This is a genomic window from Massilia paldalensis (assembly GCF_044901715.1).
Taxonomy (GTDB): domain Bacteria; phylum Pseudomonadota; class Gammaproteobacteria; order Burkholderiales; family Burkholderiaceae_D; genus Telluria; species Telluria paldalensis.
Window position 1 is genome coordinate 359621 of record NZ_JBJCIU010000004.1, and the last position, 21706, is coordinate 381326.

A 21706-nucleotide genomic window follows, 5' to 3' on the forward strand; every position below is an offset into this window, starting at 1 on the left:
ATGCGACTCGTGTCCGGAACGTTACAGGGTGTCCCAGTATGGCGGGCTGCCGAAGGCATCCTTCAGCCACGCGGCCAGCGCGCGCAGCTTGGCGGACGGATGCTGCCCGTCGGCGTGCGCTATATATAAGTGTTCCTGCTCGGCCTCGACGCCGACGTCGATCGCGTGCAGCGTGCCGGCGGCCAGCGCGGCGCCCGCGATGAAGCGCGGCAGCAGCGCGATCCCCAGGCCGGCGATGGCGGCATCGCGCATCATGTCGCCGTTGTTGAGCACGAGGCCGGGCTGGCCGCGCACGATGCGCATGCCGTCCGCCTGCGCGAAGCGCCAGTCGGCCACGCCGCGGTGCAGGTAGTAGATGCCGCGGTGGCCGTCCAGCTCCTCCAGCGAGCGCGGGGTGCCGTGACGCGCCAGGTAGGCGGGCGCGGCCACCAGCACGCGCCGGCTCGCGCCGATCCGCCACGCCACCAGGTAGCGGTCGGCGATCGGGCCGTGGCGGATGACGGCATCGAAACCGTCGGCGCCGGCATCGACGCGGCGGTCGTCCAGGTCCAGCGTCAGGAGGATCCCGGGATGGCGCGCCAGGAAGGGATACAGGGCCGGGTCCAGGTGCATGCGTCCGAAGGTCACGGGCGCGGAGATGCGCAGCGGACCGCGCAGCTCCCCGCGCCGCTCGGCCAGGTCGGCGGCGGCATCCTGCACCTCGCGCACGATGCGCACGGCACGCTCGAGGAAGGCGAGGCCGTCCTCGGTCAGCGCCAGCCGGCGGGTGGAGCGCTGCAGCAGGCTGGTACCCAGCGCCCGCTCCAGTTCGACCAGGCGTTCGCTGACGACGGAGCGGGACACGCGCAAGCGCCGCGCCACCTCGCTGAGGGAACCGCTTTCGGCCACCGCGACGAAGGTGGCAATGCCTTCGAGCTTCACCATTGTTCGGCTTTTCCGAAATCCTGTTGCGGCATCCGCCGACTACTGCCCGGATTCATACTAAACCATACTGGACCCGATCCCAAGGGCAGCGATGGCCAGGTGGCCCTCCCCCGCCGGGCAAGGAGTCCATCATGCACAAGTTCCTCTCCGCGGCCGCGCTTGTCGTCGCCATGATCGTCGCCATCGTCGGCGCCATGGCGGCGCCGTCCGCCGCCGCCGTCGAGCCCTTCCCGCCATCGTTCCAGGCCCGCACCATCCAGTCCGGCGACGCCACGCTGCACGTGATGGTCGGCGGCCAGGGCCCGGCCGTCGTGCTGCTGCACGGCTTCGGCGACACGGGAGCGATGTGGTCGCCGCTGGCGGCGCGGCTGGCGGCCAGGCACACGGTGGTCGTGCCCGACCTGCGCGGCATGGGCCTGTCCTCGCACCCCGCCGGCGGCTACGACAAGTGGACGCAGGCCGGCGACATCCGCGCCGTGCTGGACAAGCTGGGCATCGACCGGGCCGCCGTCGTCGGCCACGACATCGGCACGATGGTGGCGTTCGCCTACGCGGCGCGCTACCCGGACAAGACCGAGCGCCTGGTGGTGATGGATGCGCCCGTGCCGGGCGTGCCGCCGTGGGATCAATTGGTGCGCAACCCGCTGCTGTGGCATTTCTCGTTCGGCGGCCCGGACGCCGAGCGCCTCGTCGCCGGCCGCGAGCGCATCTACCTGGACCGTTTCTGGAACGAGTTCGCGGGCGACCCGAAGAAGATCGACGAAGCCACCCGTGTGTATTACGCGAAGCTGTACGCCCGGCCCGGCGCCATGCACTCGGCATTCGCCCAGTTCCTCGCGTTTCCCAAGGATGCCGAAGTGAACGCCAAAGCCATCTCCCGCAAGCTGCCGATGCCCGTGCTGGCGATCGGCGGGGCGAAGTCGTTCGGGGCGAACGAGGCGGTGGTGATGCGCAATGCGGCCACCAACGTCACCGAGGTGGTGATCCCAGACGCGGGGCACTGGCTGATGGAAGAGGCGCCGGAAGCGACCATGAAGGCGATCCAGGGGTTCCTGGATTAGTTTCTGACGAGCGTAAACGCCGTCGCCCCTGCGCAGGCAGGGGCCCAATCTTGCAAGCGTTTCGTTGACGCGGGCAAAAATTGGGCCCCTGCCTGCGCAGGGGCGACGGGTCAATCGGGGATCAGTCCCAGCTCAGCGCGCCGCCGGTCTGGTACTCGGTGACGCGGGTCTCGAAGAAGTTGCGTTCCTTCTTCAGGTCGATCATCTCGCTCATCCACGGGAACGGGTTCTCTTCGTTCGGGAACAGCGCGTCCAGGCCGATCTGGACGGCGCGGCGGTTGGCGATGAAGCGCAGGTAGCCCTTGAACATGGCCGCGTTCAGGCCCAGCACGCCGCGCGGCATGGTGTCTTCGGCGTAGCGGTATTCGAGCTCGACGGCCTGCAGGAACAGGTTCTTGATGTCTTCGCGGAATTCCGCGGTCCACAGCTGCGGGTTTTCCATCTTGATCGTGTTGATCAGGTCGATGCCGAAGTTGCAGTGCATCGATTCGTCGCGCAGGATGTACTGGTACTGCTCGGCGGCACCCGTCATCTTGTTCTGGCGGCCCAGCGCCAGGATCTGGGTGAAGCCGACGTAGAAGAACAGGCCTTCCATCAGGCAGGCGAACACGATGATCGACTTCAGCAGCTTCTGGTCGTTTTCCAGCGTGCCGGTCTTGAATTCCGGATCGTTGATGACGTCGATGAACGGGATCAGGAACTGGTCCTTGTCGCGGATCGACGGGATCTCGTTGTAGGCGTTGAAGATTTCCTTCTCGTCCAGGCCCAGCGATTCCACGATGTACTGGTAGGCGTGGGTGTGGATCGCTTCCTCGAACGCCTGGCGCAGCAGGTACTGGCGGCATTCCGGCGCCGTGATGTGGCGGTAGGTGCCCAGCACGATATTGTTGGCGGCCAGCGAGTCGGCGGTCACGAAGAAGCCCAGGTTGCGCTTGACGATGCGGCGCTCGTCCTCGGTCAGGCCGTTCGGGTTTTTCCACAGCTCGATGTCGCGCTGCATGTTCACTTCCTGCGGCATCCAGTGGTTGGCGCAGCCGGCCAGGTACTTGTCCCAGGCCCATTTGTACTTGAACGGGACCAGCTGGTTGACGTCGGTCTGGCCGTTGATGATGCGCTTGTCGTCCGCGTTCACGCGCTTGGCGACGTCGGCGGCGGAGGCTTCGGCAGGGTTGGCTGCGGGCGCCGGCGCGGCGGCCGGTTCATCGTCCCAGGAGAGAGCCATGATGTGTTCCTTCTTGATGTTGATTCGGCAGGTTGCCCCCGCCCAGGCGGGGGTCCGGATTACGTGTTCTTACTGGCAGGCTTCGCACTCGTCGAAACCGGCGTCGCCGGGACGCAGGTAGCAGGCGGCGCCTTCCGCGATCTCCGCGGCCGGTGCTGCCGGGGCCGGGGCCGCGGCCGACATCGCGGCGCTGGCGGCAGCCGCCGCGGCGGCGCCGGCGGCCAGGCCGCCGTCGACCGGCACGGCGTTCAGGGCGCCGGTACGGGTGGTCGACTTCTCCATGTGCGTCGCCGCGATGGTGCGCAGGTAGTAGGTCGTCTTCAGGCCACGCAGCCAGGCCAGTTTATAGGTCTCGTCCAGCTTCTTGCCCGAGGCGCCGGCCATGTAGATGTTCAGCGACTGGGCCTGGTCGATCCACTTCTGGCGGCGCGAGGCGGCTTCCACCAGCCACTTCGGCTCGACTTCGAAGGCCGTCGCGTAGATGTCACGCAGGTCCTGCGGCACGCGGTCGATGCGCGACAGCGAGCCGTCGAAGTATTTCAGGTCGTTGATCATGACCTCGTCCCACAGGCCGCGCGCCTTCAGATCGCGCACCAGGTACGAGTTGATCTCGGTAAATTCACCCGACAGGTTCGACTTCACGTACAGGTTCTGGAAGGTCGGTTCGATGCAGGCCGACACGCCGATGATGTTCGAGATGGTCGCGGTCGGGGCGATCGCCACGCAGTTCGAGTTGCGCATGCCGAACTGCTTGATGCGGTTGCGCACGATCGACCAGTCCATCGTTTCCGACAGGTCCTGCTCCAGATAGCCGCCGCGTTCCTCGGCCAGCAGCTTGATCGAGTCCTGCGGCAGGATGCCGCGGTCCCACAGCGAACCTTCGTACGAGCCGTAGCGGCCGCGTTCCTCGGCCAGCTCGGTCGAGGCCAGGTAGGCGTAGTAGCAGACGGCTTCCATCGAGCGGTCGGCGAATTCCACGGCCTTGTCCGACGCGAACGGCACGCGCATCATGTGCAGGCAGTCCTGGAAGCCCATGATGCCCAGGCCGACCGGGCGGTGGCGCAGGTTCGAGTTCTTGGCCTTGTCGACGGCGTAGTAGTTGATGTCGATGACGTTGTCGAGCATGCGCATCGCGGTGCGGATGGTCTTCTGCAGCTTGACGATGTCCAGGCCGTCGCCCTTCATGTGGGCCGGCATGTTGACCGAACCCAGGTTGCAGACGGCGATCTCTTCGTCGTTCGTGTTCAGCGTGATCTCGGTGCACAGGTTCGACGAGTGCACGACGCCCACGTGCTGCTGCGGCGAGCGGATGTTGCACGGATCCTTGAAGGTGATCCACGGGTGGCCCGTCTCGAACAGCATCGACAGCATCTTGCGCCACAGGTCCAGCGCCGGGATCTTCTTGTACACGGTCATTTCGCCGCGTGCCGCGCGGGCTTCGTAGCCCAGGTAGGCTTCCTCGAAGGCGCGGCCGACCTTGTCGTGCAGGTCCGGCACTTCGGACGGCGAGAACAGGCTCCAGTCGCCCTTTTCCATCACGCGCTTCATGAACAGGTCGGGAATCCAGTTCGCCGTGTTCATGTCGTGGGTGCGGCGGCGGTCGTCGCCGGTATTTTTACGCAGGTCGAGGAATTCCTCGATGTCCAGGTGCCAGGTTTCCAGGTAGGCGCAGACGGCGCCCTTGCGCTTGCCGCCCTGGTTCACGGCGACGGCGGTGTCGTTGGCGACCTTCAGGAACGGCACGACGCCCTGCGACTTGCCGTTGGTGCCCTTGATGCGCGAGCCCAGCGCGCGCACCGGGGTCCAGTCGTTACCCAGGCCGCCGGCGAATTTCGACAGCAGCGCGTTTTCCTTGATGGCGTCGTAGATGCCTTCCAAGTCGTCGGCGACGGTTGTCAGGTAGCAGGACGACAGCTGCGAGCGGCGGGTACCCGAGTTGAACAGGGTCGGGGTCGAGCTCATGAAGTCGAAGCTCGACAGCAGGTTGTAGAACTCGATCGCGCGCGCTTCGCGGTTTTCCTCGCGCAGGGCCAGGCCCATCGCGACGCGCATGTAGAACGCCTGCGGCATTTCGATGCGGGTGTCGCGGATGTGCAGGAAGTAACGGTCGTACAGGGTCTGCAGGCCGATGTAGCCGAACTGCAGGTCGCGGTCGGCGACGATCGCCTTGGCCAGCTTCTGCAGGTCGAACTTGCCCAGCTCCTCGTCGAGCAGCTCGGCGTCGATGCCCTTGGCGATGTACTGCGGGAAGTAGGTGATGTATTCTGCGGCGGCGCCGGCTTGCGGGGTTTCCTTGCCGAAGACTTCCTTGCGGATCGTGTGCAGCAGGATGCGCGCAGTGACCTGGCTGTAGGCCGGGTCCTTTTCCATCAGCGCGCGCGCGGCCAGGATCGCGGATTTATGCAGTTCCTCGACCGGCACGCCGTCGTACAGGTTCTTGACGGTTTCGGCCAGGATGGCGTCGGCATCGACGTGCTTTTCCAGGCCCACGCAGGCGGCGTTGATCAGCGCGGCGACTTCGTTCATGTCCAGCGGACGGCGCACGCCGCCGTCGACGACGTTGAACTGCGGCGCGGCGACCTGGGTGCCGCCGGCCGCTTCCTTGGCGGCGCGGCGCTCGTCCATGCGCTTGGCGCGGTACAGCACGTATTCGCGCGCGACGTCATGCTCGCCCGAGCGCATCAGGGACAGTTCCACCTGGTCCTGCACATCCTCGATGTGGAAGGTGCCGCCATTCGGCTGGCGGCGCACCAGCGCCGACACCACGTTGCTGGTCAGCGCAGCCACCAGTTCGCGGATGCGCGCCGATTCGCGGGCGCCTTCGCCGTTCACCGCCAGGAAGGCCTTGGTCACGGCGACCTCGATCTTGGTCGGTGCGAACGGCACGACGGCGCCGTTACGGCGGATGATGCGGTAGTCGCCGTTCGCGACCAGCGCGTTCGCCGATCCCGGTGCCGCGTTCGAATTGATGGAAATGTCCGAAGATGTTTGCATTGAGCCTCCAGGATGGCGTTCGTCGGCCACCGACGTGTGCGGGACCGCGGTACGGCCCCATCGAGAGTTACAAAAGGATGCTGCCAACTGGTCAAAATTGGCAGCCTATTAACTTTGCGCGAAAAATAAAGAGGGGAGCCATGTTCCGGAAACCACTGCCATGGGGCCCCTCTGTTACTGCTTGCTTGCTATTTCTTGATTACTGATTTACTGCCGAGTTCTTGTGGCAGACCACTACATCTAGTGGTGGACTGCGTTATGAACCTAATTGTAGTCGATATTCGGCAGGATCAAAGGGCCTCGGCCGATGATTTTTTTTATGCGCTCGGCTTGACTTTTGTTAAAGCGAGCACAGCCCAGCCATCGCCTGATAGTGAGTACTAACATGGCGTTTCGGGGGCGCGACGCTGGTGCATCCCTGTCACCGGCGCGTCATAAAAATTGCGTAAAAGAAAGTATTTATGGGACAGGAAATCACGGTTCCGGCGCGTGGATGCCCAGCTTCTGCATCTGGTAGCGCAGCTGGCGCACGCTGATGCCGAGCAGGCCGGCGGCCTGGGTGCGGTTGAATTGCGTCTGCGTCAGCGCGCGCAGGATGATGTCGCGCTCGACCTGGCTCAGGTAGTCGGGCAGGTTGCTGGGCAGCGCGCCGTCGTCCGCCGGCGGCGCGGCGGCCGGGGCTTCCGCGGGCGCGGGCACGGGCACCGACGGTGCCGGCACGGGCGCCGGCGCGAAAGCGGGCGGGCTGCCCTCCCCCACGCGCGCGCCCTTGAGCAGCAAATCGCCGGCCTGGATCACGCCGCCGTCGGCAAACGCGAGCGCGCGTTCCAGGATGTTTTCCAGCTCGCGCACGTTGCCGGGGAAGGAATAGGCGCGCAGCAGGTCCAGCACGCCCGAGCCCAGGCGCGCATTGCCCGCTCCGGCCAGGCGCGCCAGAACCGCGTCGACCAGCAGCGGCAGGTCGTCGAGGCGCTCGCGCAGCGGCGGCAGCGTCAGCTCGATCACGTTCAGGCGGTAGAACAGGTCCTGGCGGAACTGGCCCGTTTCGACGCAGCGGGCCAGGTCCTTGTGGGTGGCGCTGACGATGCGCACGTCGACGGGCTCCTCGGCGGTGGCGCCGATCTTGCGCACGCGCCGCTCCTGGATCGCGCGCAGCAGCTTGACCTGCATCGCCAGCGGCAGGTCGGCGACCTCGTCGAGCATCAGCGTGCCGCCGTCCGCGGCCTGGAAGAAGCCATCGCGCTCGTCGGACGCGCCCGTGAACGCGCCCTTGCGGTAGCCGAAGAATTCGGCCTCCATCAACGCCTCGGGAATCGCGCCGCAGTTCACGGCGACGAAGGGCCCGGCGGCGCGCGCGCTGCGGGCGTGGATCTCGCGCGCGGCCAGCTCCTTGCCGCTGCCGGATTCGCCGTTGATGGCGATCGGCGCCTGCGAACGGGCCAGCCGCTCGATCTGGGTGCGCAGCGCCTGCATCGCCGGCGACGTGCCGACCAGGCGCGAGTCTCTCTCCTGCGGGACCGGCGCGGCCGCCGGCACCGCCGCCGCGGCCGAAGCCGAAGCAGAAGCCGAAGCGCCGCCCAGGTCGGACAGCTTGAGCGCCGAGCGCACCATCGTGCGCAGGTCGTCCAGCACCACCGGTTTCGAGACGTAGTCGAAGGCGCCCGCCTTCAGGGCCACCACCGCGTTCTCGGCGCTGCCGTAGGCGGTGATGACGGCGATCGGGGTGTCGCGGTGGCTGGCGGCGACTTCGCGCACCAGTTCCAGTCCGAGGCCGTCGGGCAGGCGCATGTCGGTCAGCACCAGCGCGTAGCGCGTGCGGCCCAGGAACTGGCGCGCTTCGCGCACGGTGGCGGCGCTGTCCACGTCCAGGCCCATCTTGAGCAGGGTGATCTCGAGCAGCTCGCGCAGGTCGGCTTCGTCGTCGACCACGAGGATGCGGGGGGAACTCATGCGGTTGCTGGCCTTCTTCGTCTGTCTCTGTCTATATAGTAGCGCTCGCGCGCTCAGCCCGATGCGCCGAACGTGATCACGAACCGGCCGCTGGTGCCGCCGTCGTCGTCGGCGCGCACCTCGTAGTCGAGCATCGCGCCGTTGTTCAGGCACAGCTCGCGCGCCAGGTACAGGCCGAGGCCCGTGCCCTTGCTCGAGGTGGTGTAGAACGGCTCGAACAGGTGGGCGCGCACTTCCGGCGTGATCGCGCGGCCGTCGTCCTGCACGTGCAGCTCGACCCGCGCCGTCGCGTCGAGCACGGGAAACACGCGGATGCTGGCCGGCTTGCCGCTGGCGTAGCGCACCGCATTGCCGAGCAGGTTCACCAGCACTTCGCGCAGGTGCAGGCCGTCGAAGCGCACGGCCAGGGCGCCGGCGTCGCCGATGGCTACTATATCACTGCGCATGCCCTGGGTTTCCGTGAATTCCGCCTGCAGCTCGGCCAGGAACGGCGCCAGCGCCACCGGCTCGCCGTTCGGCTGCACCTTGCGCGACAGCTTCAGGATGTCCTCGACCATGCGGTTCACGCGGACCACGTTGTCGTTCACGATGCGCAGCAGGCGCTGCTCGGCCGGACCGTGCAAATCCTCGGCCAGCAGCGACGTCGCGTGGCCGATCGCCGACAGGGGATTCCTCACCTCGTGCGCGATGCTGGCCGTCAGGCGGCCCATCGAGGCCAGCTTCAGTTGCTGCGCCTGGTTCTCGATGGCGCTCACGTCCTGCATGAAGATCACGCTGCGCTCGGCCTCGCCGCGCGGCGTCGCCACCCGCGCGAAGCGCAGCTTCACGTGGGCCGGCTGGTCGAGCCGGCCGCGCGCGGCCCCCTCTTCCTCGTGCCAGCGCTTGATCGTCACGTAGTCGGCCGGCCCTTCGTGTGCTTCGTGGGCCGCCCCGGCGCCGGCGATCCAGGCGGCGAAGCTGTGCGCCACCGGCTCGAACGCTGGCACGTCGGCCAGGCGGAAGGCGGTTCCCGCATCGGCGCCTCCCTCCCCCCCGGCGTCGTCGGCCAGCCGCGCTTCCAGGCCGAGCATGCGGCGCGCCGCCGGATTGGCGCCGAACACCTGGCCGTCGCGGTCCAGCACCAGGATGCCGTCGCCCACGTCCTCGACGACGATGCGGTACACGGCCTGCTGGATGCGCAGGTCGGTGCCGCGCCGCGCCGCCAGTTCCTCCTGCGAGATGAGGCGTTCCGCCAGGCGGTTCACCACCAGCACCAGCGCGAAGAAAGCGGCGCCCGTGAGGCCCGCCTGCATCAGCGGCGGATCCTCGAAGCGCGCGACGATCTGCCACATGGTCTCGGCCAGCACGAACAGCGTGGCCAGCGCGGCCGAGAACAGCGCCAGCAGCAGCGGCGCCAGCATGGCGGCGCCGGCCAGCGGGAACAGGTACAGCAGCGCCAGGCCGCTGCGCACGCCGCCGCCGGCCAGGTACAGCAGCGAGATCGCGGCGAGGTCCGTCATGACCTGGCCGACCAGCTGCAGCAGGAAGCGCCGGCGCCAGCGGTAGCAGACGGCGGCGAACCCCAGCGCCAGCGCCACGTAGGCGATGCAGATCTCGGTATAGGTCGCGGTCGACAGCTGGCCGCGGCGCGCATCGATGCTCAGGTACAGCAGCAGCACCAGCGCGATCACGATGCGGCTGACCGTGAAGGTCTGCAGCGAGCGCCAGAAGGTCGAGCGCGACTCGGCGGTCAGGGAAGGCCAGGACGCCATGCAGCGCGGGAGCGGATCAGCCGGGGTTACGCGTGCGACTCAGCGCGGCTCAGCGCGGCGCCGGCTGGTGCGCGTGCGCCGTGCTGCAGAAGTCGCGTCCGCCCACCCGCACCGCTTCCGACGCCGGGAAATAGATGCCGCACTGGGCGCAGCAGGCCATCGGTTCGGAGCGGTCCTCGACGCGCTGCCAGGTGCCCGCGCCGCCGGCGCTGCCGGCACCGGCGGGCTGCGCCGGTCCCCTGCCCTGGGGCGCCTGGCCCTGGGCGCGCGCCATCGCGGCACGCAGTTTGCTGCGCACGGCCATCACCACGAGGATGACGAGCGCAATCCAGAAAAGCAGTCGCGTCATACGAACCCCCGGTGCAGAACGACTTCAAACACGAAACGGCTGCCGACATAGGCCAGCGCCAGCGTAGCGAATCCCGCCAGCGTGAAGCGCAGCGCGGTCTTGCCGCGCCAGCCGCGCCAGCGGCGTCCGGCCAGCAGCGCGGCGAACAACAGCCACGACAGCAGCGCGAACACATTCTTGTGGTCCCAGCGCAAGGCCTTGCCGAACAGCTGCTCGGAAAACACGAGGCCGGACAGCACGGTCAGGCTGAGCAGGACGAAGCCGATCCAGATCATGCGGAACAACAGCTTTTCCATGGTCAGCAGCGCCGGCAGCTGGTCGATCGCGGCGCCCAGCCAGCCTTTCCTGGCGCTTTTCGTATGCAGGCGCGCCTCCTGCAGCGCCATCAGCACGGCGTGGAAGGCGGCGATGGTCAGCGTGCTGTAGGCCATGACGGCCACGGCGACGTGCCAGGCGAATGCCGGCGACTGCGCCTGCACGGGCATCAGGTTCCCGGGGAACAGGGACGGCAGGATCGCCGCGACGGCCGCGAACGGCATCACCATGCGGCGCATGCCGTCCAGCGCGAAATTGCGGTTCTCGATCCAGTAGGCGGCCACCGAGATCCACAGCGCCGCCGACAGCATGAAGGCGAAGCCGACGCGCAGCGTGCCGTTGGCGAGCATGTCCGGCCACAGGGCGGCGCCATGCAGCGCCCAGGCCGCGGCCGTCGTGCCGGAAATGAGCGCGCCCCGCTTCGACGGCAGCAGGGCGCATACCGCGTACAGGATGGCCGCGGCAATGAAAAAGGTGGTTTGCATACCGGCGAGTCTACACCATCCCGGTCTACCGAGGTTGGCTTACCAAAAGGTAAAGACCGGGTAAAGGCTGGCACCAGACGGGGGACGTCAGTCGACCGCGGCGGCACGCATCTCGGCACGGTGGTGGCGTTGCTGCTCTTCCATGACGAGCATGCCCAGCTCTCGCTTGAGGGCGTTGAATTCGGGCGCGGCCGGGTCGCGCAGGCGCGGCAGTTCGACGAGCAGGTCGCGCTTGATCGTGCCGGGCCGGTAGGTCATCACGACGATGCGGTCGGCCAGGTAGATCGCTTCCTCGATGCTGTGGGTGACGAACACGATCGTCTTGTCGAGCTCCGCCCAGATGCGCAGCAATTCGTCCTGCAGGTTGCGCCGCGTGAGCGCGTCGAGGGCGCCGAACGGTTCGTCCATCAGCAGGATCGGCGAATCGAGCGCCAGCACCCGCGCGATCGCCACGCGCTGGCGCATGCCGCCGGACAGGTCCTTCGGGTAGCGCGCGGCGAAGTCCGACAGCGACAGCATCTCGAGCAGCGCGGCCACGCGCGCGGCGATCTCGGGCCGGCGCTGGCCCTTGATCTGCAGGCCGAAGCCGATGTTCTGCGCCACCGTCATCCAGGGGAACAGCGCGTATTCCTGGAATACCATGCCGCGCTGCGGCCCCGGCCCCATGACGGGCATGCCGTCGGAGACGATGGTGCCGGAGGTCGGCGGGGCGAAGCCGGCGATGGCATTGAGCAGCGTCGACTTGCCGCAGCCGGATGGCCCCAGCAGGCAGACGAACTGGCCGTGCGGGATGACGAGGCTGACGTCCTGCAGCACCGGCGTGCTGCGGCGGTCGCCGGCGAAGGCCTTGGTGACGCGGTCGATGACGATGGATGCGTGCATTCAGTGCTCCAGGCCGCGGTGCCAGCGCAGCAGATGGTTGTTCAGGCGGTTCATGGCGGCGTCGATCCCCAGCCCCAGCAGGCCGATGGTCGCCATGCCGGCGATGATCTTGTCGGACCAGAAGTACTCGCGCGCCTCGAGGATGCGGAAACCGAGGCCGTTGTTCACGGCGATCATCTCGGACACGATGACGACGATGAAGGCGGTGCCGATGCCGATCCGCATGCCGGTCAGGATGTAGGGCACGGCGGCGGGCAGGATCACGCGCAGGAACATGGTCGGGCCATCGGCGCCGAGGTTGCGCGCGGCGCGCAGGTAGATGCCGTCGACCTGGCGCACGCCGGCCACGGTATTCATCAAGACGGGAAAGAAGGCGCCCAGCGCGATCAGGAACACGGCCGGCGCATTGCCCAGGCCGAACCACAGGATCGCCAGCGGGATGTAGGCGATCGGCGGGATCGGCCGCAGCAGCTGCACGAGGGGGTTCATCCAGGCGTAGACGACGCGGCTCGTGCCCATCGCCAGGCCCAGCGGCAGCGCCAGCGCGGCGCCGACGGCGAAGCCGACGCCCACCCGATACAGGCTGCCGAGCGCGTCGTGCAGCAGTTCCCCGGACAGCAGCCAGGCCAGCCATCCGCCCGCGCCACTCTTCGCGAAGGCGGCATAGTCCTGCAGCGGAAGCAGGTAGTCGAGCCACTTGTGCCAGACCTGCAGCGGCGCCGGCAGCACGTTGCGGTCGACCCATCCCAGCGCCGCCACGGACTGCCAGGCCAGCAGCGCCGCCAGCGGCACCACCAGGCCCACCGCGATCTCCCTTGCCTTGTACTTGCTCATGCTCTCTCCTAGCGGATGTTCAGGCCGGCCTTGGCCGCGTCCAGCAGGTCGGTCCTGACCCAGTCCTTCGCCAGCGGCGGCCGGACCATGCGGCCGACGCCCGTCCTGGCCATGACGTCCGTGGTGACCTGGATGTGCTGGGGCGTGATGTCGTAGCTGTACGGCGAGTTCTCGATGGCGTCGCGGAAGTCCTCGGCGCTGATCTGGCCCTTGAACACGGTGTGGCGCACGTAGTGCTCGGCCAGCTGGCGGTCGCCGATGAAGGCGCTGGTGGCCTGCACGAAGCAGCGCATGAATTTCTCCGCGACGGGACGGCGGTTCTTGTAGAAGCTTTCCGTCATCACCAGCGTGCGTACCGGTTCGCCGATCGGGGTGTCGTAGGGCTTGACGACCTCGACGCCGAAGCCTTTATTGATCGCCTGCGACGATTGCGGTTCCGACTGCATCATGGCGTCCACGTGCCCGCCCATCAGCGCCTGGTTCAGGTCCGGATACGCCAGGTAGACGACCTGCACGTCCTTGCCCGGCCCCGGCGCCCACGACAGGTTGGCCTTCTGCAGTTCCGCCATCAGGAGCACTTCCTGGATCGAGCCGCGCGTCACCCCGACCTTCTTGCCTTTCAGGTCGCGCACGCCGCGGATGGCCTGATCCTGCCGCCGCACCAGGCGCGCGCCGCCGCGCGCGAAGCCGGCCACCACCACCACCGGCACGCCGGCGGCCCGGCCCGCGATGGCGGCTTCGGAGGCAGTGCCGCCGACGTCGAGCTCGCCGGCGATGATCGCCTGCATGACGTCCAGGCCCTTGGCAAACACCCGCTCTTCGACGCGGATCCCGCAGCGCGGCGCAATCTCCTTGATGTACGAGACGGCGCCGAAGTGGGCCAGCTTGAGGTTGCCCAGGCGCACCACCTCCTCGCCGGCGTCGGCGCTGTCGCCGACCATCAGGGCGATGGCAAAGAGGATCTTGCCGAACGGGTTTGCTGTCATTGCGCGTGTCTCCAAACGTTTGCCTGCGGCTCATACTGCAAGGCAACATTTTTGCCGAAGCGCTCCAGATCGTATTTACCCCAGATCAAATAGCGTGATTGATACACACGCTTGCAACGGACCTGCTATGGCTCTTGTCCCATAAAAACACGCCCCGAGATAAGGTAAAATGCGCGTTTGCCGCGCTTTCTCATATATAGGTAGAACATGCTGGATAACCTGACCCAACGCCTTGCCAAGGTCGTCAAGACGATGCGCGGCGAGGCCCGCCTGACCGAGGCCAATACCGCCGACATGCTGCGCGAAGTGCGCCTGGCCCTGCTGGAGGCCGACGTGGCCCTGCCGGCCGTGCGCGAATTCATCGCCAAGGTGAAGGAAAAAGCGCTGGGCGAGGAAGTCATCGGTTCGCTCTCCCCCGGCCAGGCCCTGGTCGGCGTGGTGCAGAAGGAACTGGCGGCGCTGATGGGCGCCGACCTCGGCCCGGAAGCCAGCCAGCTCTCGTTCGCCCAGCAACCGCCCGCGATCATCCTGATGGCGGGCCTGCAGGGCGTGGGCAAGACCACCACCACCGGCAAGCTGGCCAAGTACCTGAAGGAACAGAAGAAAAAAGTCCTGACCGTGTCGGCCGACGTGTACCGCCCCGCCGCGATCGCGCAGCTGGAATCCGTCACCAAGCAGGTCGGCGCCGACTTCTTCCCGTCCACCGCCAACGACAAGCCGGTCGACATCGCCCTGGCCGCGCTGGACTGGGCCAAGAAGCACTACCACGACGTCCTGATCATCGACACCGCCGGCCGCCTGGCCATCGACGAGGCGATGATGCAGGAAATCGCCGCCGTGCACGCGGCCGTCAAACCGATCGAGACCCTGTTCGTCGTCGATGCCATGGTCGGCCAGGATGCGATCAACACGGCCAAGGCCTTCAACGACGCGCTGCCGCTGACGGGCGTGATCCTGACCAAGCTCGATGGCGATTCGCGCGGCGGCGCCGCGCTGTCCGTGCGCCACGTGACGGGCAAGCCGATCAAGTTCGCCGGCGTCTCCGAAAAGCTGGACGGCCTGGAAGCCTTCGATCCGGCCCGCATGGCCAACCGCGTGCTGGGCATGGGCGACATCCTGGCGCTGGTCGAGGAAGCGCGCAAGGGCGTGGACATGCAGGCCGCGGCCGACATGGCCAACAAGATCAAATCGGGCGGCAAGTTCGACATGAACGACTTCAAGGCCCAGCTCACGCAGATGAAGAAGATGGGCGGCATGGCCGGCCTCCTCGACAAGCTGCCGGCCCAGTTCCAGCAGGCCGCCGCCGGCGCCAACATGGACCAGGCCGAGAAGCAGGTGCGCCGCATGTGCGGCATCATCGATTCGATGACGCCGCAGGAACGCGCCAAGCCGGAACTGATCAAGGCCAACCGCAAGCGCCGCATCGCGGCCGGCGCCGGTGTGCAGGTGCAGGAAGTGAACCGCATGCTGAACCAGTACGAGCAGATGAACACCATGATGAAGAAGCTCAAGGGCGGCGGCCTGATGAAGATGATGCGCGGGATGAAGGGCATGATGCCGGGCATGCGCTGATCCGCCGCCCTTCCCGCACGCCGCGCGAGCCCCGCTCCCGCGGCTTTTTTTTGCTTTTTTTCCCATCCCCCGCCCGCGCAAAAGGCTTGTTTTCCGGCGTTAGGAGGCCCGGCTAACACAATCGGCGGATTCGGGGCATATCAGAGTGAAAAAGTTTCGAAAAAGACTTGCACGAACACTAAATCCCTACCAATATTAGCTGTGCGATTCATAGCGCAATTTTCCATGTGTTCCGTTTAGGAGGCTCGAATATGGCAACAGCCAAAAAAACCACCGCAGCGCCGGCAAAAAAGGCCGCCGCAGCCAAGCCGGCCGCCGCGGCGAAGCCGGCAGCTAAAAAGGCAGCAGCTCCTGCCAAAGCAGCAGCACCGAAAGCAGCACCCGCAGCGAAGAAGCCGGCCGCAGCCCGCAAGCCCAACGCCGCCTTCATGAAAGAGATGACCCCGTCGGCAACGCTGGCCGAAGTCGTCGGCGCAAAACCGCTGCCGCGCACCGAAGTGACCAAGAAAGTCTGGGAATACATCAAGAAGCAGAACCTGCAGGATGCCGCCAACAAGCGCATGATCAATGCCGACGACAAGCTGAAAGCCGTCTTCGGTGGCAAGGCCCAGGTGTCGATGTTCGAGATGACCAAGCTGATCTCCGATCACCTCAAATAATAAGCAAGAAAGACCGGCTGCCCCGCTGGCCAAATACGACAAAGCCCCGCCAAGACGGGGCTTTTGTTTTATTGCGGCTCCGGCCGGCATGGTGGGCATGTGATGCCTACGCCGGCCGCGCCCACCATGGCATCGCGATGACGTCACCGCGAAGCGACAGCGCTATTGGCCCCATCCTGTAACTTGAACTCCCAGTTCTTCCACGCCGCCAGCACGGCGTTCGGATACTGCGGCTTGCCGCGGCTGCCGTTGTAGCGGCCCAGCGCCAGGTACAGGTTGCCGCCCTCCATGTCGATGTACATGCGCAGGATCGAGCAGCCGTAGCGCAAATTCGTCTGCATGTCGAACAGCGCGCGGCGGTTGGAGTCGCCGATCACGCCGGTCCAGAACGGCATCACCTGCATGTAGCCGCGCGCGCCGGCCATCGATACGGCGTACTTGCGGTAGGCCGACTCGACCTGGATCAGGCCCAGCACGAGGCCCGGATCGAGGCCGGCGCGGGTCGCCTCGTACCACGCGGCCTCGAGGAACTCGGTACGCGTCTGCTCGTCCGGCAGGCGGCGCTGGAGGCGTGCGGACATCGTGTCGAACCACTGCCGGTAGCGGGCCCGCGCCGCGTCGTCGCGGAATGCGGGTTTCGGCGGCCGGCCGTCGCGGATCGCGTGCTCCAGCGCCAGGCGGACCGAATCGGCCAGCGCCTCTTCCTTCTGGTTGCCGGCATGGGCCGCGCCGCTGCCCAACAGCGCAGCGGCGAGCAACGGGCCGGCAAGCCAGGCGCCCGCCTGGCCGATCGAACGCTTGCGCATCACTTGCCCAGTTTGCCCTTGACGAAGGAAACCATGTCGGCGGCGGGAACGGCCGTGGCCTCCGCATCGCGGCGGCCCTGGTATTCCAAGTTGCCTTCCTTGAGGCCACGCTCGCCGATCACGACGCGGTGCGGCACGCCCACCAGTTCCCAGTCGGCGAACATGGCGCCCGGACGCAGGCCGCGGTCGTCGACGATGACGTCCACGCCCGCCGCCTGCAGTTCCGCGTACAGGCGGTCGGTCTCGGTCTTGACCAGTTCGCTGCGGTCGTAGCCCATCGGGCACAGCACCAGCTCGAACGGCGCGATCGCGTCCGGCCAGACGATGCCCTTGTCGTCGAAGTTCTGCTCGATGGCGGCGCCCAGGATGCGGGTCACGCCGATGCCGTAGCAGCCCATCTGCATCGGCGCCGGCTGGCCCTTCTCGTCCAGGTAGACGGCGTTCATCGCTTCCGAGTACGCGGTACCGAGCTGGAATACGTGGCCCACTTCGATGCCGCGCTCGATCGCCAGCACGCCCTTGCCGTCCGGCGAAGCATCGCCTTCGACCACGTTGCGCAGGTCGGCGACGAGCGGTTCGGCCACGTCGCGGCCCCAGTTGGCGCCCGTGAAGTGGTATTCGGCCTCGTTGGCGCCGCACACGAAATCGGCCATGTTGGCGACGGTGCGGTCGGCCACGATGGTGACCGGCTGCTTGGTGCCGATCGGGCCCAGGTAGCCCGGCACGCTGCCGTAGGCTTCCAGGATCTCGGCTTCGCTGGCGAAACGGAAGTCCTTCAGGCCCGGGACCTTCGAGACCTTGACTTCGTTCAGCTCGTGGTCGCCGCGCAGCAGCAGCAGCCAGTTCTCCTTGGTGACCTTGCCATCGTTGTCTTTTTCCACGGTCAGCGCGATCGACTTGACGGTCTTGTCCAGGCCGATGCCCAGCAGCTTGGCCACGGCCTCGCACTTGGTGGTGGCCGGGGTCGAGACCTTCGTCAGTTGCTGCGTGGCCGCGCCGCGCTGCGTCGACAGCGGCAGCGCTTCCGCCGCTTCCATATTGGCCGCGTAGTCCGAGGTCGGGCAGTACACGATGGCGTCCTCGCCGGTGCTGGCGATCACGTGGAATTCGTGCGAGCCGGTGCCGCCGATGGCGCCGTTGTCGGCGGCCACCGCGCGGAATTTCAGGCCGAAGCGGTTGAAGATGCTGACGTAGGCATCGAACATCGTCTTGTACGACACCTGCATGCTCTCGACGTCGCGGTCGAACGAGTAGGCATCCTTCATCGTGAATTCGCGGCCGCGCATCAGGCCGAAGCGCGGACGGCGCTCGTCGCGGAACTTGGTCTGGATGTGGTAGAAGTTCACCGGCAGCTGGCGGTAGGACTTGATCTCGCTGCGCACGACGTCGGTGACGACTTCTTCCGAGGTCGGCTGCAGCGCGAAGTCGCGGCCGTGGCGGTCCTTGAGGCGCAGCAGTTCGGGCCCCATCTTGTCCCAGCGGCCCGTTTCCTGCCACAGTTCGGCCGGCTGCACCATCGGCATCAGCAGCTCGATCGCGCCCGCCTTGTTCATTTCTTCGCGGATGATGCCTTCGACCTTACGGATGACGCGCAGGCCCAGCGGCATATACGTATAGATGCCGGAACCGAGGCGCTTGATCATCCCGGCGCGCATCATCAGCTTGTGGCTGACGATCTCGGCGTCGGAAGGAGCTTCTTTGAGCGTTGAAATAAAAAATCGCGAGGCACGCATATCGATGAATTCTTTTTAAAAAGAGAGGGTTATAATCGACCTAATTTTAAAGGATTAGCCGGCCGATGCATCCAATCTTTATACAAATGGGTCCGAAACAAGTGGTGCACGTCGTTGTTCCCGTACGATCAGACGGCTGAAGCGCCCTAGTTTGCTTGGATACGTAGGTAAAAAATTAAGGGCAAGACCGGCAGAAAGTTTCGAGGTGAATCATGCTCGATCGTGAAGGGTTCCGCCCCAACGTCGGCATCATCCTGCTGAACGCCAACAACGAAGTTTGGTGGGGCAAGCGGGTGCGCGAGCACTCATGGCAATTTCCGCAAGGGGGTATCAAGTACGGCGAGACGCCGGAGCAGGCGATGTACCGCGAGCTGGAGGAAGAAATCGGCCTGCGCCAGGAGCACGTCAAGATCGTGGGGCGCACCCGCGACTGGCTGCGCTACGAAGTGCCGGACCACTTCATCAAGCGCGAGGTGCGCGGCCACTACCGCGGCCAGAAGCAGATCTGGTTCCTGCTGCGCATGGTGGCACGCGACAACGACGTCAACCTGCGCCTGACCGACCACCCCGAGTTCGACGCCTGGCGCTGGCACGACTACTGGGTGCCGCTGGACGTGGTCATCGAGTTCAAGCGCGAAGTGTACCAGCGCGCGCTGCAGGAGCTGTCGCGCTTCCTGACCTGGCCCGCCAACGGCCAGGACCGCCGCCACGGCTCGCGCTACCTGCGCCAGCCGCACGAACGGCGTGGCCAGGGCGGCAATGGCGGCAACGGCAACAATGGCAGGACGGCCGCGAATGCCAGCAGCAAGGCGGTGGTGGCGGCCAGCAAGGCCATCGCGGACGCGGCCGGCAGCTCCAAGCTCGTCGTCGCGCGCCAGGGTATCGACAAGCAGTAGCGCGAAAGCGACACTGCCGAAAGGCAAGGCCACTGCGGCAGCGGTGGCGCTTGCCTTTTTCATTTTCAAAATGTCAACATTACGTTACATTGCATTGTGACATTTGATGAGTTTCTCGCGCCGGGCGACCAGTAGAATCGCCCGCATGACCCCTACCTTCACACGCCTGTTCGCCTGCCTGCCCGCCGCGCTGGCGCTGCTGTCCCCCGTTGCCCATGGCGCCGATGCGCCGCGCTGCACCTACTATGAAATCGCCACGCTGCCGATCCGCTACGCCGGCCCGGGCCTGACGCCGGCCGTCGACGGCAGCATCGACGGGATGCCGGCCACGCTGCTGGTCGACACGGGCGCCTTCGACACCATTCTCACCATGACGGGCGTCGTCAAGCGCGACCTGCCCTTGCACATGACGGGACGCTACGTGAACGGCATCAGCGGGTTTTCGCGGCTGTACGTCACGCGGGTCAAGGAATTCGGTGTCGGACCGACGCGCACCACGCGCCGGCTCGACCTGCCCGTCGTGTACGAGACGGCGTTCACGCCGGCCTTCGACGCGATCCTCGGCTCGCCCTTCCTGCTGCAGCGCGACCTGGAATTCGACCTGGGCGCCAAGAAGATCCGCTTCTTCCAGCCGGAGAACTGCAAGGACGTGCCCCTGCAGATCTGGCAGGAACAGGCCGTGTCCGTGCCGTTCGAGCGCAGCCGGGACAGCAGCCCGAACCCGCACTTCACCGCCATCGTCAACGGCAAGGAAGTCGATGCGATGATCGACACGGGCGCCCACCGCAGCTTCCTGCAGCGCCGCGCCGCGAAAAACGTCGGCATCGACGTGACGGCGCCGGGCGTAACGCGCATGGGCGACTCCGGCGGCATCGGCGCGGACCGGGCGCCGCACTGGATCGCGCCCGTCAAGAGCATCCAGATCGGCGACGAGACCATCAAGGACGCCGAGATCGGCGTCATCGAATCGCAGGGCAGCGACGGCGCCGACCTGTACCTGGGCCAGGACTTCCTGCGCAGCCACCGCGTACTGTTCGCCATGAGCCAGCGCAAGCTGTATTTCACCTATACGGGCGGCGACGTGTTCACGCGCGGCACCGGCCTGGAACCGTGGATGCGCACCGAAGCCGACGGCGGCAATGCCGACGCCCAGTACGTGCTGTCGACGATGTACGGCAACGGCCGCGGCGGCGTGGCGCGCGACCCGCTGGTGGCGCAGGTCTGGCTCGACATGGCCGTCAAGTCCGGCCAGCCGCACGCCAACCTGATCGCGGGGCGGCGCGCGCTGCTGGCCGGTCACGCGGACCAGGCGATTCCCTTGCTGCGCAAGGCGCTCGACCAGTTGCCGGCGGAACGCTTCGGCGCCCTGTGGCTGTACACGGCGCGCATGAAGAACGGCGAGGCGGAACTGGCGCGCAGCGAGCTCGCGGCCAGCATGGACAAGCAGCACGACGAGGCCTGGCCGGAACCCGTGGGCCGTTTCTACCTCGGCAAGATCGACGCCGCGCGCCTGCTCGACGAGGCGGGCCGCGACAAGGACAACGCCGCGCGCCGCCGCTGCCAGGCCGAAGGCTATGTGGCCGAGTGGTACCGGGCGCAGGGCGATACGGCCAGGGCCGACGCGCTGGCCGCAGAGGCGCGCGCCCGCTGCGCGCCGCCGGCGCGGACCCTCGCGGCACAGAACACGCCGCAGGCCGCCCCGCCAGCCGCGAAGACGCCGACGGACGACGCCACGCCATGAAGCTGATCGCGACACGCGGCGCCCGTACCGACAAGGCCGACCAGCTGCGCTGCCTGCGCCGCGACGGCAGCGCCACCGCGACCCCGATGCCGCGCCAGGACATCCTGCCGCACGACCTGGTCCACTACGTGGTCGAATCGACGCTCGGCTGGCGCGCCGCCTTCTACGGCATGGTGGCCGGCGGCGCCGACATCGGCTGGGCGATGGAACGCAGCCACGACGCAGGGTCCGGCGACGTGGCCGACCAGGCCATCCATGCCGAAGCGGTGGTCGAGAGCCTGCAGGCGCAGCTGTGGAGCGGCGCCTTCGACGCGGCCATGTTCGCCGATGGCGTGCGCGCGGCCTGCGCCGCACGCGGACGCGCCGCGCCGCCACTGCCGGACGGCGCCGGCCAGGCGCTGTTCGCCGCCGTGCTGGCGCTGGATGCGCGCTGGCAGCAGGTGCCGTGGCACGGCACGCTGGAGCTCGAGTTGGCAGGCTGGTAACGGAGCGTCCGACGACGGGATCGGCAGCAGGCACGCCGCCGGCGCGCTACAATGACGCCCT

Annotated in this window: 18 protein-coding genes; 6 read left to right on the plus strand and 12 right to left on the minus strand. The window is 66.9% G+C overall.

Translation table 11 applies throughout. From position 1 onward, the window contains the following. Window positions 1-21: 21 nt before the first annotated feature. Window positions 22-924, minus strand: a complete 903-nt coding sequence (locus ACI1V7_RS20955) for a LysR family transcriptional regulator (RefSeq protein WP_404533787.1) — start codon at window positions 922-924, stop codon at window positions 22-24. 131 nt (window positions 925-1055) lie between these two features. On the opposite strand from ACI1V7_RS20955, the gene ACI1V7_RS20960 reads away from it, so the two are divergent. Continuing rightward, window positions 1056-1985, plus strand: a complete 930-nt coding sequence (locus ACI1V7_RS20960; RefSeq protein ID WP_404533788.1) for an alpha/beta fold hydrolase — start codon at window positions 1056-1058, stop codon at window positions 1983-1985. A gap of 121 nt (window positions 1986-2106) precedes the next feature. On the opposite strand, the gene ACI1V7_RS20965 is transcribed toward ACI1V7_RS20960, so the two are convergent. From ACI1V7_RS20965 to ACI1V7_RS21005, 9 genes are all read right to left on the minus strand, one after another. Beyond that, complete coding sequence (locus tag ACI1V7_RS20965) at window positions 2107-3207, minus strand: ribonucleotide-diphosphate reductase subunit beta (protein WP_404533789.1); 1101 nt, start codon at window positions 3205-3207, stop codon at window positions 2107-2109. 69 nt (window positions 3208-3276) lie between these two features. After that, window positions 3277-6201: a ribonucleoside-diphosphate reductase subunit alpha gene (locus tag ACI1V7_RS20970; protein ID WP_404533790.1), complete on the minus strand. Its 2925-nt coding sequence runs from the start codon at window positions 6199-6201 to the stop codon at window positions 3277-3279. A gap of 474 nt (window positions 6202-6675) precedes the next feature. After that, window positions 6676-8151, minus strand: a complete 1476-nt coding sequence (locus tag ACI1V7_RS20975) for a sigma-54-dependent transcriptional regulator (RefSeq protein WP_404533791.1) — start codon at window positions 8149-8151, stop codon at window positions 6676-6678. A gap of 53 nt (window positions 8152-8204) precedes the next feature. Next, window positions 8205-9902, minus strand: a complete 1698-nt coding sequence (locus ACI1V7_RS20980) for a sensor histidine kinase (RefSeq protein WP_404533792.1) — start codon at window positions 9900-9902, stop codon at window positions 8205-8207. Window positions 9903-9951: 49 nt separating this feature from the next. Continuing rightward, entirely contained in the window at window positions 9952-10251 is a 300-nt protein-coding gene (locus tag ACI1V7_RS20985) for a PP0621 family protein (protein WP_404533793.1), read from the minus strand. Beyond that, window positions 10248-11051, minus strand: coding sequence for a cytochrome C assembly family protein (locus ACI1V7_RS20990; protein ID WP_404533794.1), 804 nt, complete (start codon window positions 11049-11051; stop codon window positions 10248-10250). The genes ACI1V7_RS20985 and ACI1V7_RS20990 overlap by 4 nt, the downstream gene beginning before the upstream one ends. An 87-nt stretch (window positions 11052-11138) precedes the next feature. Beyond that, complete coding sequence (locus ACI1V7_RS20995; RefSeq protein ID WP_404533795.1) at window positions 11139-11933, minus strand: ABC transporter ATP-binding protein; 795 nt, start codon at window positions 11931-11933, stop codon at window positions 11139-11141. Beyond that, a complete protein-coding gene (locus ACI1V7_RS21000) occupies window positions 11934-12767 on the minus strand; it encodes an ABC transporter permease (protein ID WP_404533796.1) in 834 nt (277 codons plus the stop codon). It lies immediately after the preceding gene. Window positions 12768-12775: 8 nt separating this feature from the next. Further along, entirely contained in the window at window positions 12776-13708 is a 933-nt protein-coding gene (locus ACI1V7_RS21005; protein ID WP_404534169.1) for an ABC transporter substrate-binding protein, read from the minus strand. Window positions 13709-13960: 252 nt separating this feature from the next. Here ACI1V7_RS21005 and ffh point away from each other — a divergent pair, with 252 nt between their 5' ends. Both ffh and ACI1V7_RS21015 read left to right on the plus strand, forming a co-directional pair. Beyond that, window positions 13961-15325, plus strand: a complete 1365-nt coding sequence (gene ffh, locus ACI1V7_RS21010) for a signal recognition particle protein (protein ID WP_404533797.1) — start codon at window positions 13961-13963, stop codon at window positions 15323-15325. Window positions 15326-15576: 251 nt separating this feature from the next. Next, a complete protein-coding gene (locus ACI1V7_RS21015) occupies window positions 15577-15984 on the plus strand; it encodes an SWIB/MDM2 domain-containing protein (RefSeq protein ID WP_290414324.1) in 408 nt (135 codons plus the stop codon). A 143-nt stretch (window positions 15985-16127) separates the two neighbouring features. On the opposite strand, the gene ACI1V7_RS21020 is transcribed toward ACI1V7_RS21015, so the two are convergent. Further along, window positions 16128-16790, minus strand: a complete 663-nt coding sequence (locus ACI1V7_RS21020) for a lytic transglycosylase domain-containing protein (RefSeq protein ID WP_404533798.1) — start codon at window positions 16788-16790, stop codon at window positions 16128-16130. Beyond that, a complete protein-coding gene (locus ACI1V7_RS21025; RefSeq protein WP_404533799.1) occupies window positions 16790-18523 on the minus strand; it encodes a proline--tRNA ligase in 1734 nt (577 codons plus the stop codon). Before ACI1V7_RS21025 ends, ACI1V7_RS21020 begins: the two co-directional genes overlap by 1 nt. 212 nt (window positions 18524-18735) lie before the next feature. Here ACI1V7_RS21025 and ACI1V7_RS21030 point away from each other — a divergent pair, with 212 nt between their 5' ends. From ACI1V7_RS21030 to ACI1V7_RS21040, 3 genes are all read left to right on the plus strand, one after another. Beyond that, window positions 18736-19419, plus strand: a complete 684-nt coding sequence (locus ACI1V7_RS21030) for an RNA pyrophosphohydrolase (protein ID WP_404533800.1) — start codon at window positions 18736-18738, stop codon at window positions 19417-19419. Window positions 19420-19564: 145 nt separating this feature from the next. Next, window positions 19565-21160: an aspartyl protease family protein gene (locus tag ACI1V7_RS21035; RefSeq protein WP_404533801.1), complete on the plus strand. Its 1596-nt coding sequence runs from the start codon at window positions 19565-19567 to the stop codon at window positions 21158-21160. Further along, entirely contained in the window at window positions 21157-21645 is a 489-nt protein-coding gene (locus ACI1V7_RS21040; RefSeq protein ID WP_404533802.1) for a hypothetical protein, read from the plus strand. Before ACI1V7_RS21035 ends, ACI1V7_RS21040 begins: the two co-directional genes overlap by 4 nt. Window positions 21646-21706 lie beyond the last annotated feature (61 nt).

Bases quoted from the DNA above. Each gene is read 5' to 3' on its own strand.
- ACI1V7_RS20980 (WP_404533792.1), bottom strand. From the start codon at position 9,902: ATGGCGTCCTGGCCTTCCCTGACCGCCGAGTCGCGCTCGACCTTCTGG.
- ACI1V7_RS20985 (WP_404533793.1), bottom strand. From the start codon at position 10,251: ATGACGCGACTGCTTTTCTGGATTGCGCTCGTCATCCTCGTGGTGATG.
- ACI1V7_RS21005 (WP_404534169.1), bottom strand. From the start codon at position 13,708: ATGGTCGGCGACAGCGCCGACGCCGGCGAGGAGGTGGTGCGCCTGGGC.
- ACI1V7_RS20975 (WP_404533791.1), bottom strand. From the start codon at position 8,151: ATGAGTTCCCCCCGCATCCTCGTGGTCGACGACGAAGCCGACCTGCGC.
- ACI1V7_RS21025 (WP_404533799.1), bottom strand. From the start codon at position 18,523: ATGCGTGCCTCGCGATTTTTTATTTCAACGCTCAAAGAAGCTCCTTCC.
- ACI1V7_RS20965 (WP_404533789.1), bottom strand. From the start codon at position 3,207: ATGGCTCTCTCCTGGGACGATGAACCGGCCGCCGCGCCGGCGCCCGCA.
- ACI1V7_RS21015 (WP_290414324.1), top strand. From the start codon at position 15,577: ATGGCAACAGCCAAAAAAACCACCGCAGCGCCGGCAAAAAAGGCCGCC.
- ACI1V7_RS20960 (WP_404533788.1), top strand. From the start codon at position 1,056: ATGCACAAGTTCCTCTCCGCGGCCGCGCTTGTCGTCGCCATGATCGTC.
- ACI1V7_RS20970 (WP_404533790.1), bottom strand. From the start codon at position 6,201: ATGCAAACATCTTCGGACATTTCCATCAATTCGAACGCGGCACCGGGA.
- ACI1V7_RS21020 (WP_404533798.1), bottom strand. From the start codon at position 16,790: ATGCGCAAGCGTTCGATCGGCCAGGCGGGCGCCTGGCTTGCCGGCCCG.
- ACI1V7_RS20990 (WP_404533794.1), bottom strand. From the start codon at position 11,051: ATGCAAACCACCTTTTTCATTGCCGCGGCCATCCTGTACGCGGTATGC.
- ffh (WP_404533797.1), top strand. From the start codon at position 13,961: ATGCTGGATAACCTGACCCAACGCCTTGCCAAGGTCGTCAAGACGATG.
- ACI1V7_RS21000 (WP_404533796.1), bottom strand. From the start codon at position 12,767: ATGAGCAAGTACAAGGCAAGGGAGATCGCGGTGGGCCTGGTGGTGCCG.
- ACI1V7_RS20955 (WP_404533787.1), bottom strand. From the start codon at position 924: ATGGTGAAGCTCGAAGGCATTGCCACCTTCGTCGCGGTGGCCGAAAGC.
- ACI1V7_RS21035 (WP_404533801.1), top strand. From the start codon at position 19,565: ATGACCCCTACCTTCACACGCCTGTTCGCCTGCCTGCCCGCCGCGCTG.
- ACI1V7_RS21040 (WP_404533802.1), top strand. From the start codon at position 21,157: ATGAAGCTGATCGCGACACGCGGCGCCCGTACCGACAAGGCCGACCAG.
- ACI1V7_RS20995 (WP_404533795.1), bottom strand. From the start codon at position 11,933: ATGCACGCATCCATCGTCATCGACCGCGTCACCAAGGCCTTCGCCGGC.
- ACI1V7_RS21030 (WP_404533800.1), top strand. From the start codon at position 18,736: ATGCTCGATCGTGAAGGGTTCCGCCCCAACGTCGGCATCATCCTGCTG.